Annotated in this window: 13 protein-coding genes; 6 read left to right on the top strand and 7 right to left on the bottom strand. The window is 67.8% G+C overall.

What is annotated here, in order from left to right:
• The first annotated feature begins 37 nt into the window (after positions 1–37).
• The 5 genes from ACPXCS_RS28540 to ACPXCS_RS28560 all read left to right on the top strand — a co-directional run bounded on the left by ACPXCS_RS28540 (position 38) and on the right by ACPXCS_RS28560 (position 5,696).
• The gene (locus ACPXCS_RS28540) at positions 38–241 is read left to right on the top strand and encodes a hypothetical protein (protein ID WP_425823679.1); all 204 of its coding nucleotides are present in this window, start codon (positions 38–40) and stop codon (positions 239–241) included.
• A 141-nt stretch (positions 242–382) separates the two neighbouring features.
• Positions 383–673 carry a helix-turn-helix domain-containing protein gene (locus ACPXCS_RS28545; protein ID WP_425823677.1) on the top strand — a complete coding sequence of 97 codons (291 nt, stop codon included), beginning with the start codon at positions 383–385 and terminating at the stop codon, positions 671–673.
• Positions 657–2,735 (top strand): tetratricopeptide repeat protein, encoded by a 2,079-nt coding sequence (locus ACPXCS_RS28550; protein ID WP_425823675.1) that lies wholly within the window; start codon positions 657–659, stop codon positions 2,733–2,735. Before ACPXCS_RS28545 ends, ACPXCS_RS28550 begins: the two co-directional genes overlap by 17 nt.
• A gap of 158 nt (positions 2,736–2,893) precedes the next feature.
• The gene (locus ACPXCS_RS28555) at positions 2,894–4,936 is read left to right on the top strand and encodes a tetratricopeptide repeat protein (protein WP_425823673.1); all 2,043 of its coding nucleotides are present in this window, start codon (positions 2,894–2,896) and stop codon (positions 4,934–4,936) included.
• Between the two features lie 94 nt (positions 4,937–5,030).
• Entirely contained in the window at positions 5,031–5,696 is a 666-nt protein-coding gene (locus tag ACPXCS_RS28560) for a M15 family metallopeptidase (RefSeq protein WP_425823671.1), read from the top strand.
• A gap of 176 nt (positions 5,697–5,872) precedes the next feature.
• On the opposite strand, the gene ACPXCS_RS28565 is transcribed toward ACPXCS_RS28560, so the two are convergent.
• Together ACPXCS_RS28565 and dnaE are read right to left on the bottom strand one after the other, a co-directional pair.
• The gene (locus ACPXCS_RS28565; RefSeq protein WP_425823669.1) at positions 5,873–6,256 is read right to left on the bottom strand and encodes a DUF6300 family protein; all 384 of its coding nucleotides are present in this window, start codon (positions 6,254–6,256) and stop codon (positions 5,873–5,875) included.
• Entirely contained in the window at positions 6,253–9,855 is a 3,603-nt protein-coding gene (gene dnaE, locus ACPXCS_RS28570) for a DNA polymerase III subunit alpha (RefSeq protein ID WP_425823667.1), read from the bottom strand. Before dnaE ends, ACPXCS_RS28565 begins: the two co-directional genes overlap by 4 nt.
• Positions 9,856–10,220: 365 nt before the next feature.
• Between dnaE and ACPXCS_RS28575 the strand changes: the two genes are divergently transcribed.
• Positions 10,221–11,090: a carbon-nitrogen hydrolase family protein gene (locus tag ACPXCS_RS28575; protein WP_425823665.1), complete on the top strand. Its 870-nt coding sequence runs from the start codon at positions 10,221–10,223 to the stop codon at positions 11,088–11,090.
• Between the two features lie 297 nt (positions 11,091–11,387).
• Here the strand turns inward: ACPXCS_RS28575 and ACPXCS_RS28580 are convergent, their stop codons facing one another.
• The 5 genes from ACPXCS_RS28580 to ACPXCS_RS28600 form a co-directional block, all read right to left on the bottom strand.
• Positions 11,388–12,218, bottom strand: a complete 831-nt coding sequence (locus tag ACPXCS_RS28580; RefSeq protein WP_425823663.1) for a class I SAM-dependent methyltransferase — start codon at positions 12,216–12,218, stop codon at positions 11,388–11,390.
• A gap of 151 nt (positions 12,219–12,369) precedes the next feature.
• Positions 12,370–17,718: a condensation domain-containing protein gene (locus ACPXCS_RS28585; RefSeq protein WP_425823661.1), complete on the bottom strand. Its 5,349-nt coding sequence runs from the start codon at positions 17,716–17,718 to the stop codon at positions 12,370–12,372.
• Positions 17,711–17,974 (bottom strand): acyl carrier protein, encoded by a 264-nt coding sequence (locus ACPXCS_RS28590; RefSeq protein ID WP_210907520.1) that lies wholly within the window; start codon positions 17,972–17,974, stop codon positions 17,711–17,713. Before ACPXCS_RS28590 ends, ACPXCS_RS28585 begins: the two co-directional genes overlap by 8 nt.
• 10 nt (positions 17,975–17,984) lie before the next feature.
• Positions 17,985–19,238, bottom strand: coding sequence for a condensation domain-containing protein (locus ACPXCS_RS28595; RefSeq protein ID WP_425823659.1), 1,254 nt, complete (start codon positions 19,236–19,238; stop codon positions 17,985–17,987).
• A gap of 91 nt (positions 19,239–19,329) precedes the next feature.
• Positions 19,330–20,145, bottom strand: coding sequence for a hypothetical protein (locus tag ACPXCS_RS28600; protein WP_425823657.1), 816 nt, complete (start codon positions 20,143–20,145; stop codon positions 19,330–19,332).

A 20,145-nucleotide genomic window follows, 5' to 3' on the forward strand; every position in this document is an offset into this window, starting at 1 on the left:
AACGGCGCTCCGGCTCATCGGGGGTCCCGACGTCCCGGTGTGCCGGTGGCCAACCTCGTCGGCGGCCTACGTCCTGGTCAAAGACAACAGCAGCGCCGGTGAGCGGCGCGCCGTAGCCCTCGGCTGCGCCGGGCAGGTCGGCTTCGAGGTCACCGAGACCTACGTCGACGACACGTGGAGGAACGACCCGGTGACCTGCTTCGCCCTGGCCCGGGGCCTACGCGGCGCTACGCCGACATGACATCCACGGCCTGGCCGTCGCCTCGCAGGTCGATATCTCCCCATCGACTCCGTGTACGAGCAGGAACTTCACCGCTTGTGGGCAGCAGGCGGCTTCCTCGACCTCGCCCTCGACGAAACCCGAATCTGAACAGGACACGTCATGCCGACGCCGACAGCCGCGAACGCCTCCCCATCACCCGCAGAGAGAGAGCAGGCGCCGGTGGTGAAGCCCGGCCAGCGCCTCACCGGAGACCTCGCGAAAGCCTTCAGCGCCTACGTCGTCTCGCTCTATGTCGAACCCAAGCCAATGGCGATCCGCGCCATCTGCGAGAAGACGGGGAGGTCCTACGGCAACATCCACCGGATCCTCGGCGACGCCAAGGTCACCATGCGCAACCGCGGCTACCAGAGGCCCTCCGGTATGGAGGAGCACCGTGACGACGACGAATGAGATTAGCGGGGATGCCCATCTGTCCGGCCTCGTCGTCCAGGCCCGTTACGTCCACCGCGGCCTCCACCATCACGCAGCCCCGCAGCCGCCGCCCACGCCGCACCAACTGCCACCGATCACACCGCACTTCGTGGACCGTGCGGCGGAGATCGACGCCCTGGACGCTGCACGTCGCAACGGCGGCAGACAGGTGGTGATCACCGGCCTCGCCGGGGTCGGCAAGACAGCGCTCGCCACGCGGTGGCTCACCTCCACCACCGACGCCGCACGGCCGGAGCTGTACGCCGAGCTAAGCGGCCTGGCCGGTCCGGCCCGGGCCGAGGACGTGCTGCGGCCGTGGCTTCGCGCCTTCGGGATCGGCCGGCCGCCGGCCGGGTTGCAGGAGCTGAGTGCCCTGTGGCGTTCGGTCACGGCCGCCCGCCCGGTCTCGATCCTGCTCGACAACGTGGTCGAAGTCGGTCAGGTCCCGCCGCTGCTGCCCGCCGGTTCCTCCAGCACGACCGTCGTCACCAGCCGCCGGTCGTTGTGGGAGTTGGCCGTGGACGGCGCCGCACACCTGCCCCTGCGCCCGCTCGCCCCTAGTTCCTCGATCGCTCTGCTGGCTCGCTTCCTCGGCGAGGAGCGGATCGCAGCCGAGCCTGAGGCCGCCGCCGACCTCGCGACCCGCTGCGCGCACCTGCCGCTGCCGCTCGCCTTGGCAGGAGCCCGGCTGAAGTCCCGGCCCGAACACGCCCTCGCCGCGGCGGCCGCAGCCCTCGTCCACCCCCGTAGTGAGGATCCCGTACGGATGGCCATCTCCGCTGGACTGACCGAGACTTACAACTCCTTGGGGCCGATGGCGCAATACGTGTACCGGTCCCTCGCGCTGCTGCCGGTCGCTGCCGTCGATCCGGACCTGGTGAGCGCCGTCTGCCGTCTGGAGCGGGCCGACGCCGATCGGCTGCTCGGTGTCCTTGCCGATGAGCAGCTGCTGACCCCCGGCACGTCCGTGGCCGGCCTTGCCCCGCGCTACCGACTGGCCTCGGCCATACACGAGCACGCCCTTACGCTCGCCGAACGGCGCGACGATCCAGTGGAGCGGCGGCGGCAGGTTGGGCGGCTGTGTACGTGGATGCTCGCGATCGCCACCCAGGCCCAACGCATGCTGACTCCCGCTCAGGCCACGCTGCTGCGCAGCCAGCTGCCCGTTCAGGCCGACGCCCCGCCCGTCTTCCGCGACGAAGCCGGTGCGATGGCCTGGCTGGAGGCGTATGAGTCAGACCTCCCCGGCGTGCTGGAGGCGGCAGTCACCAGCGGCGCCGACGACGTGGCCTGGATGCTCGTCGACGCCTTCTGGCCCCTGTTCCTGCGCCGCCACCCCTACCCCCTGTGGATCCAGACGCACAAGGACGGACTCGCCGCGGCGCGCCGTACCGGGAACGCCGTTGCCGTCCGGCAGATGCTGCTGTCCGGGGCGATCGGCCTGAGCTCGGCCGGTCGCCTGGAGGAAGCGCTCACCTGGTACGGCGAGGCCCGGCAGGCCGCACAGGCCGAAGGCGACGTGCGCGACGAGGGCCAGGCGCTGCTCGGAATAGGCGCCTGCCATCATGAGACCGGCCGCCCCGCGCAGGCCGAGCCGTACATCACCCAGGCCGTGGCCCTGTGGGACTCCTGCGGGTACCGGCGCGGCGTCGCGCTGGCGACGGTCCTGCTCGGCGAGATCTCACTCAGCCGCGCCGCGGAGCCCGAGGCCCTCGACCGGTTCGCCGCCGCGCACAGCGTTCTCGCCGGCGTCGACGACTCCTATGACGCGGCTCGCGCGCTCGCTCTGCAGGGATACACCCGAGTTCTGATCGGTGATCTCGACGTCGGCATCAGCGACCTGGAGAAGGCGCTCGTGGTGTTCGCGGCGGCGAGCAGCACCCGCTGGCAGGCCCGCGCGCTCGAGATGCTCGGCCGCGCCCACCGGGCGCGCGGGAGCGACGGCGCTGCCCGGGAGTGCTTCCGGCAGGCTGCGGCCCTCGTCGAGGTGATCCGTCCGGATGAGGCGGATCGGCTGCGCAGTCTGGAGGAGGAGCGGTGACGGCGACCTCGCCCGCCCCAGGGAACGGACCCCGGACCGACAACACGATGCGTGATGTCACCGTGCACGGACCGACCATCCAGTCAGGCAGTATCACCGGCGGTGTCCACTTCCATCAGGCCCCGCTCGGCCCGCCCACCCCGTGGCAGGTCAGGCCCGTGCCTGCCACGTTCACGGACCGCACCGAGGATCTTGAGAGCCTGATCGCGTGGATCCGGAGCAGATCGCCGTACGTCCGCGTGGTGGCTGTCCACGGGCCGCCCGGCGTCGGCAAGAGCACCCTGGCCCAGCGTCTCCTGGACGAGCTGCGGGACGAGTACCCCGGCGGACAGCTCTACGTCGACCTGCGGGGATACAACCCGGCGGGCCCGGCACGGCTCGACGAAGCCCTCGGTCAGCTGCTGCGCTCCCTGTATGGCGGTGATCTGCCCTCCGGGGTGGAGGAGCGTGCCGCGTGGTGGAGGTCGGTGACGGCCGAGCGCTCCGGCCGGCCGGTTGCGGTGCTCGTGGACAACGCCGTCGCGGCGGATCAGGTGCGCGCGATACTGCCCGGTGGGCGCGAGCACCTGCTCGTGGTCACCAGCCGGACGCCGCTGGCTGATCTCGGCCGCGACGGAGCCCTCCACCACCACCTGCAGCCGTTCTCCCCTGCCGCCGCCCAGGAGTACCTGGCGGCCGTGGCCGGCGAACACCGCGTCGCGGGCGACCGGCGGGCCGCGCACGTCATCGCCTCCCTGGGGGCCGGGCTTCCCCTCTCCCTGGCCCTGGCCGGGACCATTCTGGCCTCCCACCCCGACCGCTCCCTGGCCGAGCTGGCCACCGCACTGACACACAGGCGCCAGCAGGTCCTCGCCTCAACGCACGGCCTCACCCGCTTCGGAGTCGCCATGAACAGCTCACTGAACGAGGCTTACTGGGGCCTGCCCCGCCCGAGCGCCCGCGTCTTCCGCAGCATGGGCCACCTCTTCCCCCACGACCTCGACGCGGCAGTGACCGCCGCCGTCTGCGGCCTCCCCCTGGAGAGGGCCGAAGAGAAGCTGGCCGCACTCGCGGGCGCCGGCCTCCTGGCCACGGTGCGCGAAGACGCGGCCCGAGGCACGGTGTACGGCTTCCACGACGAGGTCCGCGCGTACGCCCGGCACCGAGCGGTGGCCGAGTCGACGGACGGTGAACTCGACGAACAGACCCGCCGCGGACTCGACTTCTACCTGGCCACCATCACCGCGGCCGAGCGCCTGTTGACGGACACCCACCGCCGTCTGGCCCGCGACTACCGCTTCGAACCCTATGGACCCGCCCCGTTCACCGGCAAGGACGGAGCGGCCGCCTGGCTCCACGCCCAGAGCAACAACCTGCTGCCCGCCGTTCGCACGGCGGCAGCGGCCGGGCTCCCACAGACCACGTGGCAGCTGGTCCATGCGCTGTGGGCCTACCTCCGCCTCACCCACGACCACGCCCTCTGGTTCGAGGCGCACGAACTCGGCCTCATGGCCGCGCGCGAGTGCGGTGACCGGCTCGCAGAGCAGGAAATGCTCAACACCTGGGGCGTCGGCCTGCGCAGCGACAGCCAGTTCGAGACCGCCGTCGAGCGATTCGAGCAGGTACTGCAGATCGCCCGCGCCAGCGGCGACCGACGCGCCGAGGCCCAGGCCCTGCACGAAATTGGCTCCACCTACCTGGCCGCCGACCGCATGGACGCCGCCCGCGCGCCGCTCGAACAGGGCCGCGCTCTACGCCAAATCCTTGGTGTTGAGGCTACGGACCCGTACGAACAGCGCACCTACACCCGCGCGGTCGCCCTCAGCGACACCGCCCTAGGACAGGTGGCCATCAGCCTCGGTGACACTGCTGGAGCCATCACCCGGCTCATGTCCGCGCGCACGGCGCTCCTAGACATCCAGGACGCCTTCGACGCGGCCCGCGCCCTGGCCTGGCTCGCACGCGCACACGCCCTGTCCGGCGACCACGGCACCGCTGAGCGCGAGGGACGACAGGCCGTCGCAGAGTGCACCGCTGCCCGTTCCCCGCGCTGGACAGCCCGCAGTCTCGAACTGCTCGGTCGCACCCTGCAAGAGGCTGGCCAAAGCGACCAGGCCCGCGCCGCGTTCGAGCACTCGCTCCGGGTCTACACATCCATCAGCCCGCGCGACGCCGCACGTGTCCGCCGCCTACTCCCGCCATCCCCGACCTCCTCTACATGACAGGAACGAAGGCAGCCGAGTTATGAGAGAAGATTCTCGCCTGTTCCTCCCCGGCGCTCTCTGCACGCCTGAGATCGTTGGGGAGGGCGTTGCGATGTCTGATCCGCGGGTCGTAGCCGTGCGGGTCGCCGATTGTGGTGAGCCGCTTGTGTCTCTACGCGACGACGACCGGTTTTTGATCGACGAGCGCAAGGCCACCGTCACCGAGACGTTTGCCATGATTCGCTCAGGCTTGGTGGATCAACTATGGGTGGCTGAACAGTACCTGCGCGAGCGCGGCCGCAGACTGCGCGTCGTCGAGTGCTACCGGCCGCCGGCCCAGCAGAGCCGATATTTCCAGGAGGAGATGTCGCGGCTGGCCGCTGAACATCCGGATATAACCTCGGATCAGCTCATCGAGCTGGCCGGCCGGTACGTTTCTCCGCCCTGGGTCGCCCCGCACAGCTGCGGCGGCGCGGTCGATGTCACCCTCGCCTCCCTGGACGGGACAGAGCTGGACATCGGCTATCGGATCAACGTCAAGTCCAATAGACCCGGCGAAATGTCATTCCTGGATTCCCATGCCCTCCCTGAGGAGGCTCGCGCCAACAGAACGCTGCTGCTCGCGGCTATGACCCACGGCGGCTGGGTGCCCCATTGGTACGAGAGCTGGCACTTCGAGATCGGCACGAAGTTTGCGGCTCTAATAACTGACCTGGACAATTCCGTGTATGGAGTAATAGTCGATCCACATGAGGAATCTCTCCGATTATACGACTGATGTCGGAGGCGTCCATGTCACACCATGGCCCCACTGCCCCGAGGATCCTTTGAACTGGGACTGCACAAAGCCAGCCGATGCTCGATCGGCTGCAGAGTGCAGTGCGCGTAGGCGTCTGTGGCCTCTTTTCCTCCGCTAAGTCTGATGTCCGACTGCATCCCGCCACCAGGCCGCCTTCAGAGTTCGCCGCGCAGCCACAACTCGTGTTCCGCTGCGAGAAGCTCCTCGTCAACGCGCTCCTGGCGTAGCGACTCGACCCATGCTGCGACGAGCCCACCGAAAACGTTGACGTTCTCGGAACTCATCTTTTCGTCAACGGAAAATAGTGCGATCAGCTCGGCGGCATCTGAGTTTTGGTGAGAGCACTGGGGGCATAACAGGGTCTCGCGGATTCCCGGAACATCATCTCCGGTTTGGTTTTTCCACGAGTGCCTATACCGGACGAGAAGTAGCCCAGGAGTGCCGCAGGCCCGGCAGTCCGATACATCGGCGATCTTGACGAATAGCTCGTCATGACTGGCGAGGAAAGGAGCCGTTCCGGTCCGATGTGCGTCAGTCACGCCACACCTTGCCAAGCATCCGGTCCGAATGTGCCCTTGATGTCGGACGCCAGCGAGGCAGCGTCGACTTGTGCTGCCAAGGCGAAGACAGTTGTCTTCTGCGGGCCGCGGACAGACAGGTGGACGGGGCTGTCGCCAGGGTGCGCATACAGGATGCGTTTCAGGTCCGCGACAGTCTGGTCGGAGACACGATGAAGGGGAAGCGATAGGCGCACGGGGGGTTTGCCGCCGTGCTCGGCGCTAGAGACGTCCAAGACCGAGAGCTCCCTACCGAAGATATTCAGGGTGCCGTCTCGGTCCTCGATCTTTCCCTTGACTGAAATGACGTTGTCTTCAGTCAGAGCGTGAGCAACGAGTTGGTAGACGGCGGGGAAGAAGAGCACCTCAATGGACCCTGTAGGGTCTGCGAGGTTGGCGATGGCCCAGTTGTTTCCCTGCTTGGTCATCTTCCGCTGGACGCCGGTGATCAGGCCGGCGAGCTGAACGTCTCCTTGGGTCCGTCCGGAGGCCAAGAGTTCAGCGATCGTGGTGTCCCTGGAGCCGGAGAGAATGTGCTCGGCACCGTCCAGAGGATGCGCTGACACGTACAGGCCCAGCATCTCCCGCTCGGTAGCGAGAAGCTGCCGGCGAGGCCACTCCTGTTCGTCGACAGGGAAGTCGAGCCCGAACCCGGCCCCAGTGTCTTCGGCTTCACTGCCTCCCAGCCCGGCGAAGAGATCGTCCTGCCCGTAAGAGGCTGCCTTCTTGACGGGCACGACGGCGTCGATAGCGTCTTCGTGGATCGCGCACAGGCCGCGCCGGGAATGGCCGAGGGAGTCGAAGGCACCTGCCTTGATCAGCGACTCGATGGCCCGCTTGTTCAGGGCAGGTAGGTCACACTTGTCAAGCATGTCCGTGAACGAGGAAAACTTCCCCTTAGAACGGCGTGCAGCAACGATGGCCTCGATCACCGCATCGCCGACGTTACGAACGGCCCTCATACCGAATCGCACGTCGTCGCCGATGGCGGTGAACTCTGCGGTCGATTCGTTGACGTCCGGCTGTAGAACGCGGACGCCGTTCGCGCGGGCATCGGCCAGGTAGACGGCTGCTTTGTCCTTGTCGTCTCCGACTGAGGTCAGCAGCGCGGCCATGTATTCGGCGGGGTAGTTGGCCTTGAGGTACGCCGTCCAGTAGGAGACCAGGCCGTAGCCCGCAGTGTGGGACTTGTTGAAGGCATAGCCGGAGAACGGCAGCATGACGTCCCAGATGGCTTTAATCGCCTCTTCTGAGTAGCCATTGCTTCTCATGCCGCCTGCGAACTTGTCCCACTCCGCGGCCAGGACCTCAGGCTTCTTCTTGCCCATGGCTCGGCGGAGCATGTCGGCGCCGCCCAGGGTGTAACCGGCGAGTTGCCGGGCGATGGCCATGATCTGCTCTTGGTAGACCAGCAGGTGGTGGGTGGAGCCCAAGATCGGGTCGAGGGCTTCCTTCAGGTCCGGGTGGATTGGAGCGGGTTCCTGCTTGCCACTCTGCCGCAGTGCGTAGTTGGTGTGGGCGTTGGCGGCCATTGGGCCGGGCCGGTAGAGCGCGAGCGCTACGGCGATGTCCTCGAATCGGGTGGGCTGCATCAGCTTCAGCAGGGTGCGCATGCCGCCGCCGTCGAGCTGGAAAACTCCGAACGTGTTGCCGTCGGCCAGGAGCTGGTAGGTCCTGGTGTCGTCCAAGGGGATGACGACTGTCTCTGTGTCGCCGTCCATTGGATCCACTGTCGCCAGCTTGATTCCGCGGTTTTCCCGGATGTTCTGGATCGCCTGGTCGATGACGCCGAGGTTGCGCAGCCCCAGGAAGTCCATCTTGACCAGCCCCATGTTTTCGCAACTGGGGTAGTCGAACCCTGTGATCTTCACGCCGTCAGAGGCGCGCATGTGCAGGGGGATGCGATCCGTCAGGCGGGTCTTGGAAAGGATCACCGCAGCGGCGTGCACGCCAGTGCCGCGCATCAGGCCTTCGACACCCTTGGCGGTGTCCATGACCCTCTTCACATCGGGCTCGTTCTCGTACAGCGCCCGGATCTCGCCGGCCTCGCCGTACCGGGGGTGCTGGGAGTCCCAGATGCCCGACAGGGTGATGGTCTTGCCCTGCTGGTCCGGCGGTAGCGCCTTCACGATCCGCTCACCATGGGAGAACGGGTAGCCGAGGATGCGCGAGGAATCCTTGATCGCGTTCTTCGCCTTGATCCGGCCGAAGGTGTTGACCATGGCGGTGTACTCGTCACCGTACTTCTCGGTGACGTACCGGACCATCCGGTCGCGCTGGCGGTCGTCGAAGTCGAGGTCGACGTCCGGCGGGTTGATGCGCTCCGGGTTGAGGAACCGCTCGAACAGGAGTCCGTGTTCAAGCGGACAGAGTTCGGTGATCCGAGTGGCGTAGGCGACGATGGATCCGGTTGCCGAACCACGGCCGGGCCCAACCGGAATGCCGTTGTCGCGTGCGTACTTGCAGATGTCGGCGACGACGAGGAAGTACGAGGAGAATCCCATCGGACCGATGATCTTCATCTCGGTCTCGAAGCGTTCCATTACGGGATCGGGGATTGGGTCTCCATAGCGCATGGCGAGTCCTTTGAGGACGTCCTTGCGCAGGTACTCCTCCTGTGTCATCCCTTCTGGGACGTCAGGGAACTGCGGCATCTCATCGACGTTGTCGAATACGTCGTCGTATGAGCCGATGCGCTCGGCGATCAGCAATGTGTTATCGCAGGCTTCCGGCAGTTCCGAGAACAGTTCGCGCATCTCGGCCGCGGTCTTGAGATAGTAGCCGGTGCCCTGGAATTTGAAGCGGTTGGGATCGTCTTTGTTTTTTCCCACTCCGATGCAGAGGAGGTTGTCGTGTGCCTCCGCGTCGGTCGGTTGGACGTAGTGTGCGTCATTGGTTGCCAGCAAGGGAATGTTCAGTTCCTTTGCAAGGCGAAGCAGTCCGTCTCGCACCTCGCGTTCAATGGACAGGCCGTGGTCCATCAACTCGAGGAAGTAGCTGTCCTTGCCGAAAATATCCTGGTACGCACCGGCAGTCTCTCGCGCCTCCTCGTACTGCCCCAGGCGCAGACGGGTCTGGATGGCGCCCGAGGGACAGCCAGTGGTGGCGATGATCCCTTGGGGGTGCTCGCTGATCAGCTCCATGTCCATACGCGGCTTGCCTGCCGGGAACTGCCCCGTGTAGGAGGCCTCCGTGGAGAGATAGAAGAGATTTCGGAGGCCTTGGACGTTTTCTGCCCACATGGTCATGTGAGTGAAGCGGCCGCCGCCCGAGACGTCCTTCGAACCCTCGCCGTCATCACTCATCGCGCGCCGTCCGCCCGGCCCCCAGAACTCCTGCTTCTTGTGCCTCCGAGACGAAGGGGCGACATATGCCTCAATGCCGATAATGGGCTTTACGTCGCCGAATCCTTTAGCCACTGACTGGAATTCGTATGCCCCGAACATGTTGCCGTGATCGCTCATGGCGATTGCCGGCATTTCTTGGCGCGCCACTTCCTCGAACATGGGCTTCATTCGCTGCGCTCCGTCGAGCATCGAGTACTCGGTGTGATTGTGCAGGTGAACGAAGCTGTTACTCACGGTGCGGTGGCTCCCTTGCGCATTGACTGGCCCGAGCAAGGGTCCTAAGCCTAGCGGGATTTGGCGATCCGTCAGGACGCGACGCACACATCGGCAGCCCCCGCAGCCGCCACTTCTGCTGATGTGGTGATCATGAAAAATCGGGTAAAGCCGCTCCGGCCTGGGAGGATGCCAGCGGCGCCGTCCGCTCGGCGCCGCTGTCGCCGATCGGACACCCAGGGGCTACCGGTCGCATTGCGCCCTTAATTCAGGTTTGCTAGATAATGTGACTATCTGCGGCTTTGGTTGCAGTGTCCACATCTAGGAAGGCAACCGTGCCCCGTTCCACCGCCAGCTCGTCCGCGCCACCGACGCCACGATGGGACATGCCGCACCATGCAGGCGCTGTCCGTCGTCTACGGCTGGCAGTGGCGCAGAGCAACGTCCCGGAGGACCCAGCCGACCCTGCGCTTCTTCGGGCGAGTGGGGCTCAGATCCGCTCACTGATGCGTGATGCCGCCGCTGCCGGAGCCAGGCTGGTCCAGTTCCCCGAGGGGGCGATCGTCTACCCCGACCCGGATGCCATGCCGACTGGTGACCTTGGGAGGGCGAGCTGGGCGAAGGCAGCCTGGGATGTCATGGGCGAAGAGGAAGAGTCGATCCGGTTGCTCGCCGGCGAGCTCGGCGTGTGGGTGGCGTTCGGCACCATCCGTCCTCAGCCCGCAGCCGCGGCCCCACGGAACTCCTTGCTGGTCGTATCCGATCGGGGAGAGATTGTTGCCAGGTACGACAAGCGGATTCTCTCCCACACCGAGGCCACCCGCCTGTACTCCCCCGGCAGTGAGCCGGTGGTATTCGAGGTCGACGGGCTGAGGATTGGCTGCGCGCTATGTATCGAGGCGAACTTCCCCGAGCTATTTGACCAGTACGAGGCGCTTGATGTGGACGTGGTCCTGCTGTCGGTGATGGTGGACGACGCCGCCCGCGCCGTCGTCGCCCAGGCATACGGAACGCTGTTCAACTACTGGATCGGCTACTCGGTGCCCGCGCAATTCGGCCGCACAGCCCCCGCTGGGATCATCGGTCCGGGAGGCCGGTGGCTTGCCCGCTGCCCGGCAGCGGACCGTCCAGGCATGGCTGTCATGGACCTTGACCTGGACGCCTCCGACCATGACATCACTGTCGGCCTGCGGCTGGCCCGGCCTTGGCGGCGGCTGGCACGCGCGCAGAGCCGCGGGGCCGGGCTGTTCGACTGAGTTCCTGCTTCGTGCCCCTAGAAGAACCGAGAGGCACACGCCCTACAGAATGGGCTGCATCGCAGGTGCTGTAGCGCCGCGGCTCCACTTGCGCGCCAGCGGACGGTATCGAGATGGCAACTGTGAACGGGTCTGCCGGCAACGCAGAGCACGGTTCCGGCCGCGATGAAGGGGACGGACACAGGCTCCCTGTCGGATCCGCTCGTCCCGCTGAGCGGAGAGGAAGCCTACCCCTCTGTCGCCAGCGCTGATCACCCCGTGACCGCAGGCCGGCCTCGTGCGGTGGATCGCAAGCCGCTACGTTCGGCATGCCGCGATCATGCACACGGGCATGGGAAGGTGCACGTGACCGGCGACGCTGACTGCGCGCACGCTCTCCACCAATTTTTCGCGCGCACGCTCCCTGTCCTTTTCTGGAATCCTCTCCAGTTGTGTTCTTCTGCCGTGTGACATGCGCCAGTCCCAGAATTTCGAGACCGGCACCGAGATCGGGAAGAACATATTCAACACTTGAATTTTCACGTACTCGAGTTGGTGCATAGCGGCGACTATGGCCGAGCTGTCGATTCCCGGCATCGGTGCTCGTTCCTGTGCAGATGAGCCCATGAACTCGATGAGGGCCGCGTCTGCGGTGCGGTCGACGATGTCCAGGTCGTCGGGTGCTGCCGCGGGGGTGCAGATGGCGATGCGGCCTCCGGGGCGAAGCATGTGGGTGAGTCGCCGGAGGGTGTGTTGTGGCTCTGGAAGGAATTGAAGGACGAGGCCGGCGAGGAGGACGTCGAAGGTTCCCGTCCTTGCGGGAAGAGAGTCTGCGTCGGCAACTACCGCGCATGCGTGGGTGAGTTCGCGGGCAGCAAGTGCCTGGTTCGCTTGGCTGACCATCTCTGGCGACTTGTCGATACCGACGGCTCGTCCGCAGGGGGTAACGGCCGCGGCTGCGGGCAGGAGCGAGGCGCCGCGACCGCAGCCGACGTCGAGAAGGTCCTCGCCCGGCTGTGGCAGGGCTAGCTGCACCAGGGCCTGCCCGGCTTGTTCGAAGAACTGCCCGCCGATGCGCCCATAACTGGCGGCGGCTCGGTCGAAGACGGTGCCACGGCCCTGGCCGCTTTGCGGGCCTCGGATGGGCATGAATCCTCCAGATGGGGTCTGAGGGCTCAGGAGCGTGACCCTCCCTCTACTGAACGGCTCGGGGTGCAAGCCGTGCGGATCGACTGAGCGGTCACTACGCTGTTCGCCCCGCACAGATCAGGGCTGGAGCCCGCGTCAGTATCAGCTGGAGCTACGCGACCAGGTTCGGGTCTGGCCCGGGGCACTCGGGTGTCCCGGCCGCGTACTGCCGCAGGCTCTCCCCGGCGTGCTCCAGCAGGGGGGCGGCGGATGAGCCGTCGAGGGTGCACAGCATGAGATCAACCTGGTCGTCATCGCGGAGGACCGCGGTGATTTGCCGGGGCCAGTGGAAGCGGTCCCTGGACTGCAGGACCGTCACCTGGCTCGCACCGTCTGCGGTGCGTGGCGCGCTGACGTAGTTGAAGGAGATCGCCGCATCGGGGTTCCACTGCCGCCAGGACAATGCGGCTGCGCGGATCTCGGGGAACGGCGCCGCCTCGCCGGCGTACACCCGCTGTTGGAGTTGGGCGGGCTTTTCGCCGGGGTGCAGCGGCACTGGGGTGAAGTACCAGAGCATGCCCCAGGCGTCGTTGGCGTGCGCGATCGCGTTGTCTCGCCCGTTGGCAACGAGGTAGAGCGTCACGTTCTCGCCTGCTGTGACGGCTTGCCCGGTCAGCGCGGCCAGGCAGGCCCGGAGGTTGGTGCCCTGTGCCGCAGCCCGGGTGCGGCATGCGCGTACGGTTTGCGCGGGGATCGTGATGTGGTGCTCATCGGGCTGCTTCGGAGTCCAGGTGAGCGGCGGCAATGGGTGTGCTGCGGCACCGGTGGCTGTTTCGCGCCCCAGATGCCGTAGGACCGGGGCGGCAGTCGGGCCGGGTGGGAGAGGGCCGCCTGCCGCCAGTAGCGTGAGCTGGTGGAGGAAGTGCCGATTGCTGTGGCCGTCCATCAGTGCGTGATGGGTTTCCATGCCCAGGAACAGGCCGTGGCTGCCGGTGAAGGCCGTCAGAGTGGTGAGTGGGGCTCCGTAGCGGGCTTGTCGAACATCCAGGTGGTCGGGTCCAGTCATCCAGGCGCAGGCCGTGTCCCCGTCGCCGGGTTCGACCTGCAGGTGTGGCCCGGCACTCGGTGTCCATCGCTGGGTGAGAGCGCCAGTGCTGGAATCGGTGTGGAACCGGCGGTGGAGGATGTCCAGCCCTCCCAGCCACTGTTCGAGCCGCTGGAGGAACCTGGCCTGCTCACCTGCGGGCATGTCGAGGTGGAGGAGCTGACGTGGCAGGTAGATCCCTGTCTGCGGGCCGAGGGCGGCGAACTGGAGCATCAGCTGCTGCATGGCGCCGGCCGGGGCCTGCAGCGCGCGACGAGGTCGCCCGGTCGAGCGTGTGTGCTTCGGGGTGGTGGCCTGGGCGCCCCGCTCCTGTTTCGGTTGGAACGCCGCGTTGATGGATTCAAGGATGCTCGCGGCTTCCTTGGGGGAGGTGGTGCCGCCGTGCCGCAGAGTTGCGGTCGTCGCCTCTGCACCAGTACGGAAGGTCAGCGCGAGGGGGTAGGGGGTGAGCGGCGCCGGGTTGGCTGGGGCAAGGGCCTGGATTCGGCGCTCCAGTGCGTCCGGCGCTGCGCCGGCGTCCTGGATGTCGACGGCGATGTGACCGACCGCTGATTCGAAGTCGACTCGGCCGCTCCAGCGTAGGGCGCCGTAACCAGTGCCCTGGTCCGGGACGTCGGCAAGCTCCAGGACCAGGTGCTCGATCGCCTCTGCCGTGGGCAGGTAGGGCGCGAGGACGGGATGATGCAGTCCGAACCAGCCGACCGCGTCGCTCAGATCCAGCTCTGGATGGCTGCGCCCGTTGCGTTCCAGGTCGATGACGGTGGGCTGTCCGCCGTTGTGGGACCCCAGCGCCTGCCCGGTCGCGGCGAGGAGGTACGCGGCCGGGCTGTGTCGCCAGTGCCGGGTGAGCTCGCTCAGAGGTGGCAACGTGATGTTGGTCTGCCGCAGCCGGGAGACGAGCGGGGTCTGGGGCGCGGTGATCCCCCCGGCCAGTACCGCGCGCCATAGCCCGGTCTCCGCGTCGAAGTGACCGGCTGCGGTCTGCTGCTCGGTCAGCTCGGCGAGTTGCTGGTATGCGTGGTCCTCGGAAAGGCCAGCACCGTCCAGGGTGAGGGTCAGCCGTTGGCCGATCACGGCCCAGGACCAGGGGTCGACGGCAAGGTGGTGCCCGAAGAGGACGAGGCGTCCCGATCCGTCGTCCTGCTGGACGGCGACCGCGGTGAGCATGCGTCCGGTGACCGGGTCCACAGTGCGCCGAGCCCTGGCCAGGGTCTGTCGCAGGTCCCGATCGACGGTACTCTCGGCCACGGCGGCGACGAGCGGCTGGTACGGGGGCGCCACGGTGAGGGTTTGCTCGCACCGGTCGGTGCGGCAGCGCAGCGCCGGAGTGCTCTCGACGAGGTGTTCCAGCGCGGCGGCGAGCTGCGCCGCCGGGGGCATGCGGTCGAAGGCGATGCTGTGGCGCAGCGTCCACCGCCTCCAGGCGGGGATGTTCAGCTGGTGCATCCACCGGCCGGTAGGGGTGAGTGGAAATCGCGGGCTCGTATGCCGGGCGGTGCTCTGGGCGTGGGCGCGGGCGAGGCGGCGCCCGAGGTCGCGGTAGTAGGGGGCCTCGTACACGTCGGCGGGGGTGAGCTGGAGTCCGGCTTGGCGCAGTCGGGTCACCAGGTGCAGGACGGTGAGGGAATCTCCCCCGTCGTGGAAGAAGTGGTTGTCCGGTGTTGGCGTGGTGCCCAGCAGTTCACGCCAGAGTTGGCCGAGCACCGTGTCGTCGGCGCCGAGCCGGGCAGAAATGGGTGTCGGTGGGGTGACGAGGCCGGCGAGCGCGTCGTCGTCGGGCTTTCCGGTGGGGCGGGTGGGGATGTGGCCGACCTGGTGGACCTGGTGGGGCCAGTGTGTCGGCGGCAGCATCTGCCGAAGCTGGGCCGTCAGTTGCTGGGTGTCGGGGCAGCCCTCCACGAAGAGCAGCAGCCGTACGACGTCGTCGTGGTGGTGCGTCAAGGCACGTGCGGCTGTGCATAGACCGGTGCGTATGGCCTGGTACTCAAGGGCATCCAGCCCCACTCTGTAGCCGCGGATTTTGACCTGACGGTCGATGCGGCCGAGATGGACCAGCCCCGCAGGGGTGTGCATGGCGCGGTCTCCGGTGAAGTACCAGTGCCCAGCGGTATCCGGCAGTGGGTGAAAGGACTCGGCGGTCAGGTCGGGCCGGTCCAGGTAGCCCGCCGCGAGGCCGGCGCCGGTAAGCGCCAGTTCACCGGGGGTTCCGGGAGGGGCGGTGGCTGCCCGGTCGATGACGATTCGGGCGGCCAGACCGCGGATGGGCCGGCCGATGGGAACGGGGTCGCCGGCTCCGGGGGTGGGCTCATGGACGGTTGCGGTGACGGTCGCTTCGGTGGGCCCGTAGATGTTGAACGTGCGGGCCGGGGCGAATCGGTCGAGGTCGGTGCTGCGGCAGCCGTCCCCGGCGGAGGCGATCATCCTCAGGTCGGGCAGGTGCGCGTCGGCGTCGAGGCTTCGGAGTAGGCCGGCCGGGAGGAAGGCATGGGTGATGCGGTGGTGCCGCAACTGTTCGGTCAGCGTCGTGGAACCGATCGGGTTGCCCTGGATGAGGGTCGCTCCGAGAACCAACGCCGTGGTCACGTGGCAGATCCAGGGGTCGACGGTCGGCGGGGCGACCAGCAGCACACGGCTGGTGGCGTCGAGGCCGAACCGGTCCTGTTCTCCGTGAATGAGGTTGGTGAGCGCCGCCAGCCCGACCGCGACGCCCTTCGGGCGTCCGGTGGACCCGGAGGTGTGGATCACGTAGGCAGGCGGGTCCGGCAGATCGTCATGGTCCACGGTGGGAGGAAGGCATGCGGGGCTGACGCCGTCGGGGTTCAGACGCAGCGCGGCGGACCGGTCGGGTGGCGTGTCGGCGTCGTAAGGGATGTAGGTGCAGCCTAGTTGCAAACAGGCAAGCCAGGCCGCCGCGCGGTCGGTGAGGCGGAGTCCGCCGACAAGGACCTCGCTTCCCTTGCGCGCGCCCGCGTGCAGCAGCGCCTCGGCGGTGGCGGTGGCCAGACTGAGCAGTTGTGGTCCGGTGCAGGCGGCGTCCGTGTCCAGGATGACGGTCCGGTCGGTTCGGCTCAGTTGCCGGACAGCGGCTTCGTGCAACGGCGGACCGGCGTAGCCGGGTGCCGGGGTGGCCAGGGCCTGGACACTGGTGCGGTCCGTCGGGCTGAGCAGGAGGTCGGAGCAGAGCGAGGTGTCCGGCTCTTCGGCGAGCGCATGGAGGAACTGGCGGAAGGTGCTGGCCCACCGGTCGAGGTCGGCGGCGAGCGGGTCGATGGCGCGGCCGGTCAGCTCGACGGTTGTGGAGCCGTCGTCCAGAGTGCGCACGACGGTGCTGAGCGCCGCGCCTTGGGGCGTGCTGTCGGCCGTGATCGGGGAGAGTGTGATGCCGGGCAGGGACGGGTCACCGGGCGGGGCGACCGCCTGCATCACGAACGCGGTGGCTCCGGGTGCGGCCAGAGTGGGGGCTCCGGCATCGTGCAACTGGTCGGGAGTCACCATGACGTGGTCCTGTGCCTCCAGGATGGCGCGGTGCGTCATCCTGATGTATTCCGGCAGTCGGAAGTTCCAGGGCATGGTCAACCGGAGCGGGAGCACGTGAGCGAACTGGCCGACGGTGTCCAGGTGCTCGTCGGTGCGGGTGTCGACGGCCACGTGGATGCTCAGGTCGCCGGTTCCCTGGAGGCGAGCCGTGGTGTGGGCGTGGGCCGCCAGCAGGACAGCGGGCACGGTGGCGCGCGATGCTCGGGCGGCGCGGGCGAGGGCGGCTGTCTGAGCGGGTGCCAGGTGCAGACGGAGCCGGGGCACGATTTGCACCGGCTCCGGATCGGGCAAGAGCCGGGCCTGCGGAGCAGCGGTGAAGTCTGTGTACCGGCGGCGCCAGTAGAGTTCGGCCGCTTCGTCGGGAGCCTGGTCGGCGAGGGCCTGGGCGAAGGAACCGGGGCGACCGGCACGACCGCCCCGGTAGATCGCGGCCACGGTGTTGAACAGCAGCTTCATGGAGCGGCCGTCCACGAAGGCGTGGTCGATGATCTCGGTGACCACCCAGGTGCGATCGGCGACGCGGTGCACGGTGATGTGGCCGATCAGGCCGTGATCAAGGTCGTAGCGGCGGCTGAGTTCTTGGTGGAAGTCGTCGAGGATGGCCTTCATCGTCGGCTCGACGGGATGTCCGCTCCGCCGCTGGTCGACGAGCCGTACGTCGATGCGGGCCCGGGCGCCGGTCTGCCAGGTGTCTCGGCCGGACAGGTGCAGTCGCAACGCGTCGTGTTCTTGGGCAGCGGCGCGGTACGCCTCGGCGAGCCGGTCCTGGTCGAGGGGCCCGTCCAGGCGGAAGATCCGACCCGAGTTCGCCGTCGGGTTGCCGAGCCGCCGGGCCGAGAGCAGAGACATCTGCGCCGGGTGCGCCGCGAGCTCAGACACCGGATTCCTTCCGGTCCGCGATCAGCGCGGACAGTTGCGTGACGGTGGGGTGGTCGTGGAGGTCGACGGCGCCCAGACGCAAGCCGTGACGGCGCTGGATCGCGCCGGAGAGCCTGACCACGCCGAGGCTGGTCAGGCCCTGTTCGAACAGGTTGGCGTCTGCGTCGACGGGCTGGTCGGTGATGGCCGCGCAGGCGTCCAGCAGCCACGCGCGGTCGTCTGTGGGCGTGCCCTGCCGCGGGTCGGTCAGGTCCATGGGCGTGCTCTCATCCCTTCACGGTCAGGCGGTTCAGGTGGTCGGTGGTTCGCTCCAGCAGGTCAACGGCCTGCTGTTGGGTGAGGGTGGCGGTTGTCCAGGACGCACGAAGGCGTCCTGGACCGGTGGCCGAGGCGGACAGTTGCAGGCTCAGCGGGTGTTTCGGCCCGGCGTTCGGTGCGGCGAAGCTGCTCCAGGTGACCGGGCCCAGCCGGCGGGTGGTGGCTGGCTGCTCGATGGCCAGGGAGATCTGTGGCCGTCCGACGGAGCGGCTGAGCAGTCCCGGTCGGGCGTGGGCGTGTCGGGAGGCGAAGTCGAGGGCCTGTTGACAGTGCTGAACGAGGCGGTCGCCGGTGGGTTCGACACGAATGGGCAGGAGGGCGGAGGCGACGAAGCAGCCGACGATGCCAGCCTCTGCGGCTGTCCGTCGCAGGCTCATCGGCATGTGGAGCACGATGCGTCCGTGCCCGGTTTCCTCGGCCACGGCCTGGGCGACGGCTGCGACGGAGACCGCGGCCGGGCCGACGCTCAGACGCGCGGACACATTGGCGGTGTCTACTGGGCCGAGGGCGCGAGCTTGTTGGCCATAGCCGTTTGGGGCCGGTGACCGTTCAAGGTACTCGGGGTAGGGACGGGTTTCGTGCGCTTGGCAGCGCTGCGCGACGGCTTCGGCGGCCGTGCGCGCGCTGGTAGCAGCCGCGGCGCTGGTGCTGGCCTCGGCCCATCTGCTGTAGCGCAGGTCGGGGCTGGTGGGTGCCGAGATCGGCGGGGTACTGGCGCGGCGCACGATCTCGGTCCACAGCAGTTGGAGTGCATGCTCGTCGGTGTACAGGTGGTGCGTCATCAGGGCGCAGACCGTGCTGGGGCCGGCGGGGGTCTCAGGGAGGTGGAAGAGGGCGAAGCGGATGCGGGGGCCGCTGCCCCAGAGGTCGTAGGCGGCGGCCCGCTGGGTGGCCATCCAGGCTTCGACCGTCGCGATGGAGTCAGCCGGATCGAGGGAGCGCAGGTCGGTCTCTTCGGCTGGTACCAGGGCCGGGCCCAGCCCGGCGCTGGCGCTGATTCGGTAGCGGTCGTCGAGGTTGAGGCTCCAGTGCAGGGCGTCGTGCCGGGCTGCGGTATCAGTCGCGGCTTGCCGCAGCGCCTTCGCTGGGACACCGTCGACGATGATCGCGTTGACCACGGTGTAGGCGGCGGGGTCCGGATGGCTGATGCCGGCTTCGAGGATGGCCTCCTGCGGAGCTGACAGTGTGCGTGGCTTTGTCACCTGGATCCTCGATCCCGCGCTGGTAGGCCGGTTAATGGCGTCGGCGGATGCCGGGGGCCGCGAGCAGCACCCCCAAGGGCCGCCGACGGGGTCACTGCTTGTTGGCCCAGTAGCCGGTCATCAGGGTCTTGCGCAGGACGCCGTCCTGGCTGCCGGCGACGCCGTGGAGCGAGACGGGCGAGTTGGGCATGATGAACGCCCGGTTCGGGGCGAACTGCACCTGGTGGGCCGTGCGGTGCGCGGCGTTGGAGCTGAAGTTCAGGAAGTCGTGTTCCCCGGCGCGGCACTCGTACAGTGCGGTCCCGTAGCGGTTGACGCTGGTCTCGTCGGTGTTGCCTTCGAGCTGGAGGTAGACCACGATCGTCAGGAGCTTCGGTGCGGCGTCCAGGTGTGCGCCGAGCGCCTCGGTGGCGCCGGTGTCCTGGTTGGCGTAGAGCTTGAAGTTGGGCTGGTCCCGGTCCTGGAGCCGGTCCAGTCCCAGGTGTTCCTCCAGGGGGCCCGCGAATCGCTCGAACAGCGCCCGTACGAATTCGGGGTGTCGCAGCGCAAGGCGCGTTCGGTTCCACGTCTCGGTGGCCATCGGCGCGTCGCTGCCCGCGAAGTTCTCGATGATGCGCTCTTTGCGGTTGCCGAGGTAGGCCTTGGGCTGGCCTTCCACGAACCGGGCGACCGGGTCGAAGCCGGACTGCGAGGGCCAGTTCGCCAGGACGCTGCGGTAGAGGTCCTCGGGCAGGAAGTCGTCGACGGTGGCGAACGGGAACGGGGCGTCGTGCAAGTTCAGGCGGTCCAGGACGGGGAGGAGCTCGGCGGCACCGGCGGGGATGTCGGCGCCGATGACCCGCTGGTAGCCGTCCAGGTAACGGGCCAGGCGGGGGTGGGCGGTGGTGGTCTGTCCGGTGGTGGTCAC

This window comes from Streptomyces sp. DT190 (assembly GCF_049846985.1).
Classification (GTDB): Bacteria; Actinomycetota; Actinomycetes; order Streptomycetales; family Streptomycetaceae; genus Streptomyces.

Bases quoted from the DNA above. Each gene is read 5' to 3' on its own strand.
- ACPXCS_RS28545 (WP_425823677.1), top strand. From the start codon at position 383: ATGCCGACGCCGACAGCCGCGAACGCCTCCCCATCACCCGCAGAGAGA.
- ACPXCS_RS28560 (WP_425823671.1), top strand. From the start codon at position 5,031: ATGTCTGATCCGCGGGTCGTAGCCGTGCGGGTCGCCGATTGTGGTGAG.
- ACPXCS_RS28575 (WP_425823665.1), top strand. From the start codon at position 10,221: ATGCCGCACCATGCAGGCGCTGTCCGTCGTCTACGGCTGGCAGTGGCG.
- ACPXCS_RS28580 (WP_425823663.1), bottom strand. From the start codon at position 12,218: ATGCCCATCCGAGGCCCGCAAAGCGGCCAGGGCCGTGGCACCGTCTTC.
- ACPXCS_RS28590 (WP_210907520.1), bottom strand. From the start codon at position 17,974: ATGGACCTGACCGACCCGCGGCAGGGCACGCCCACAGACGACCGCGCG.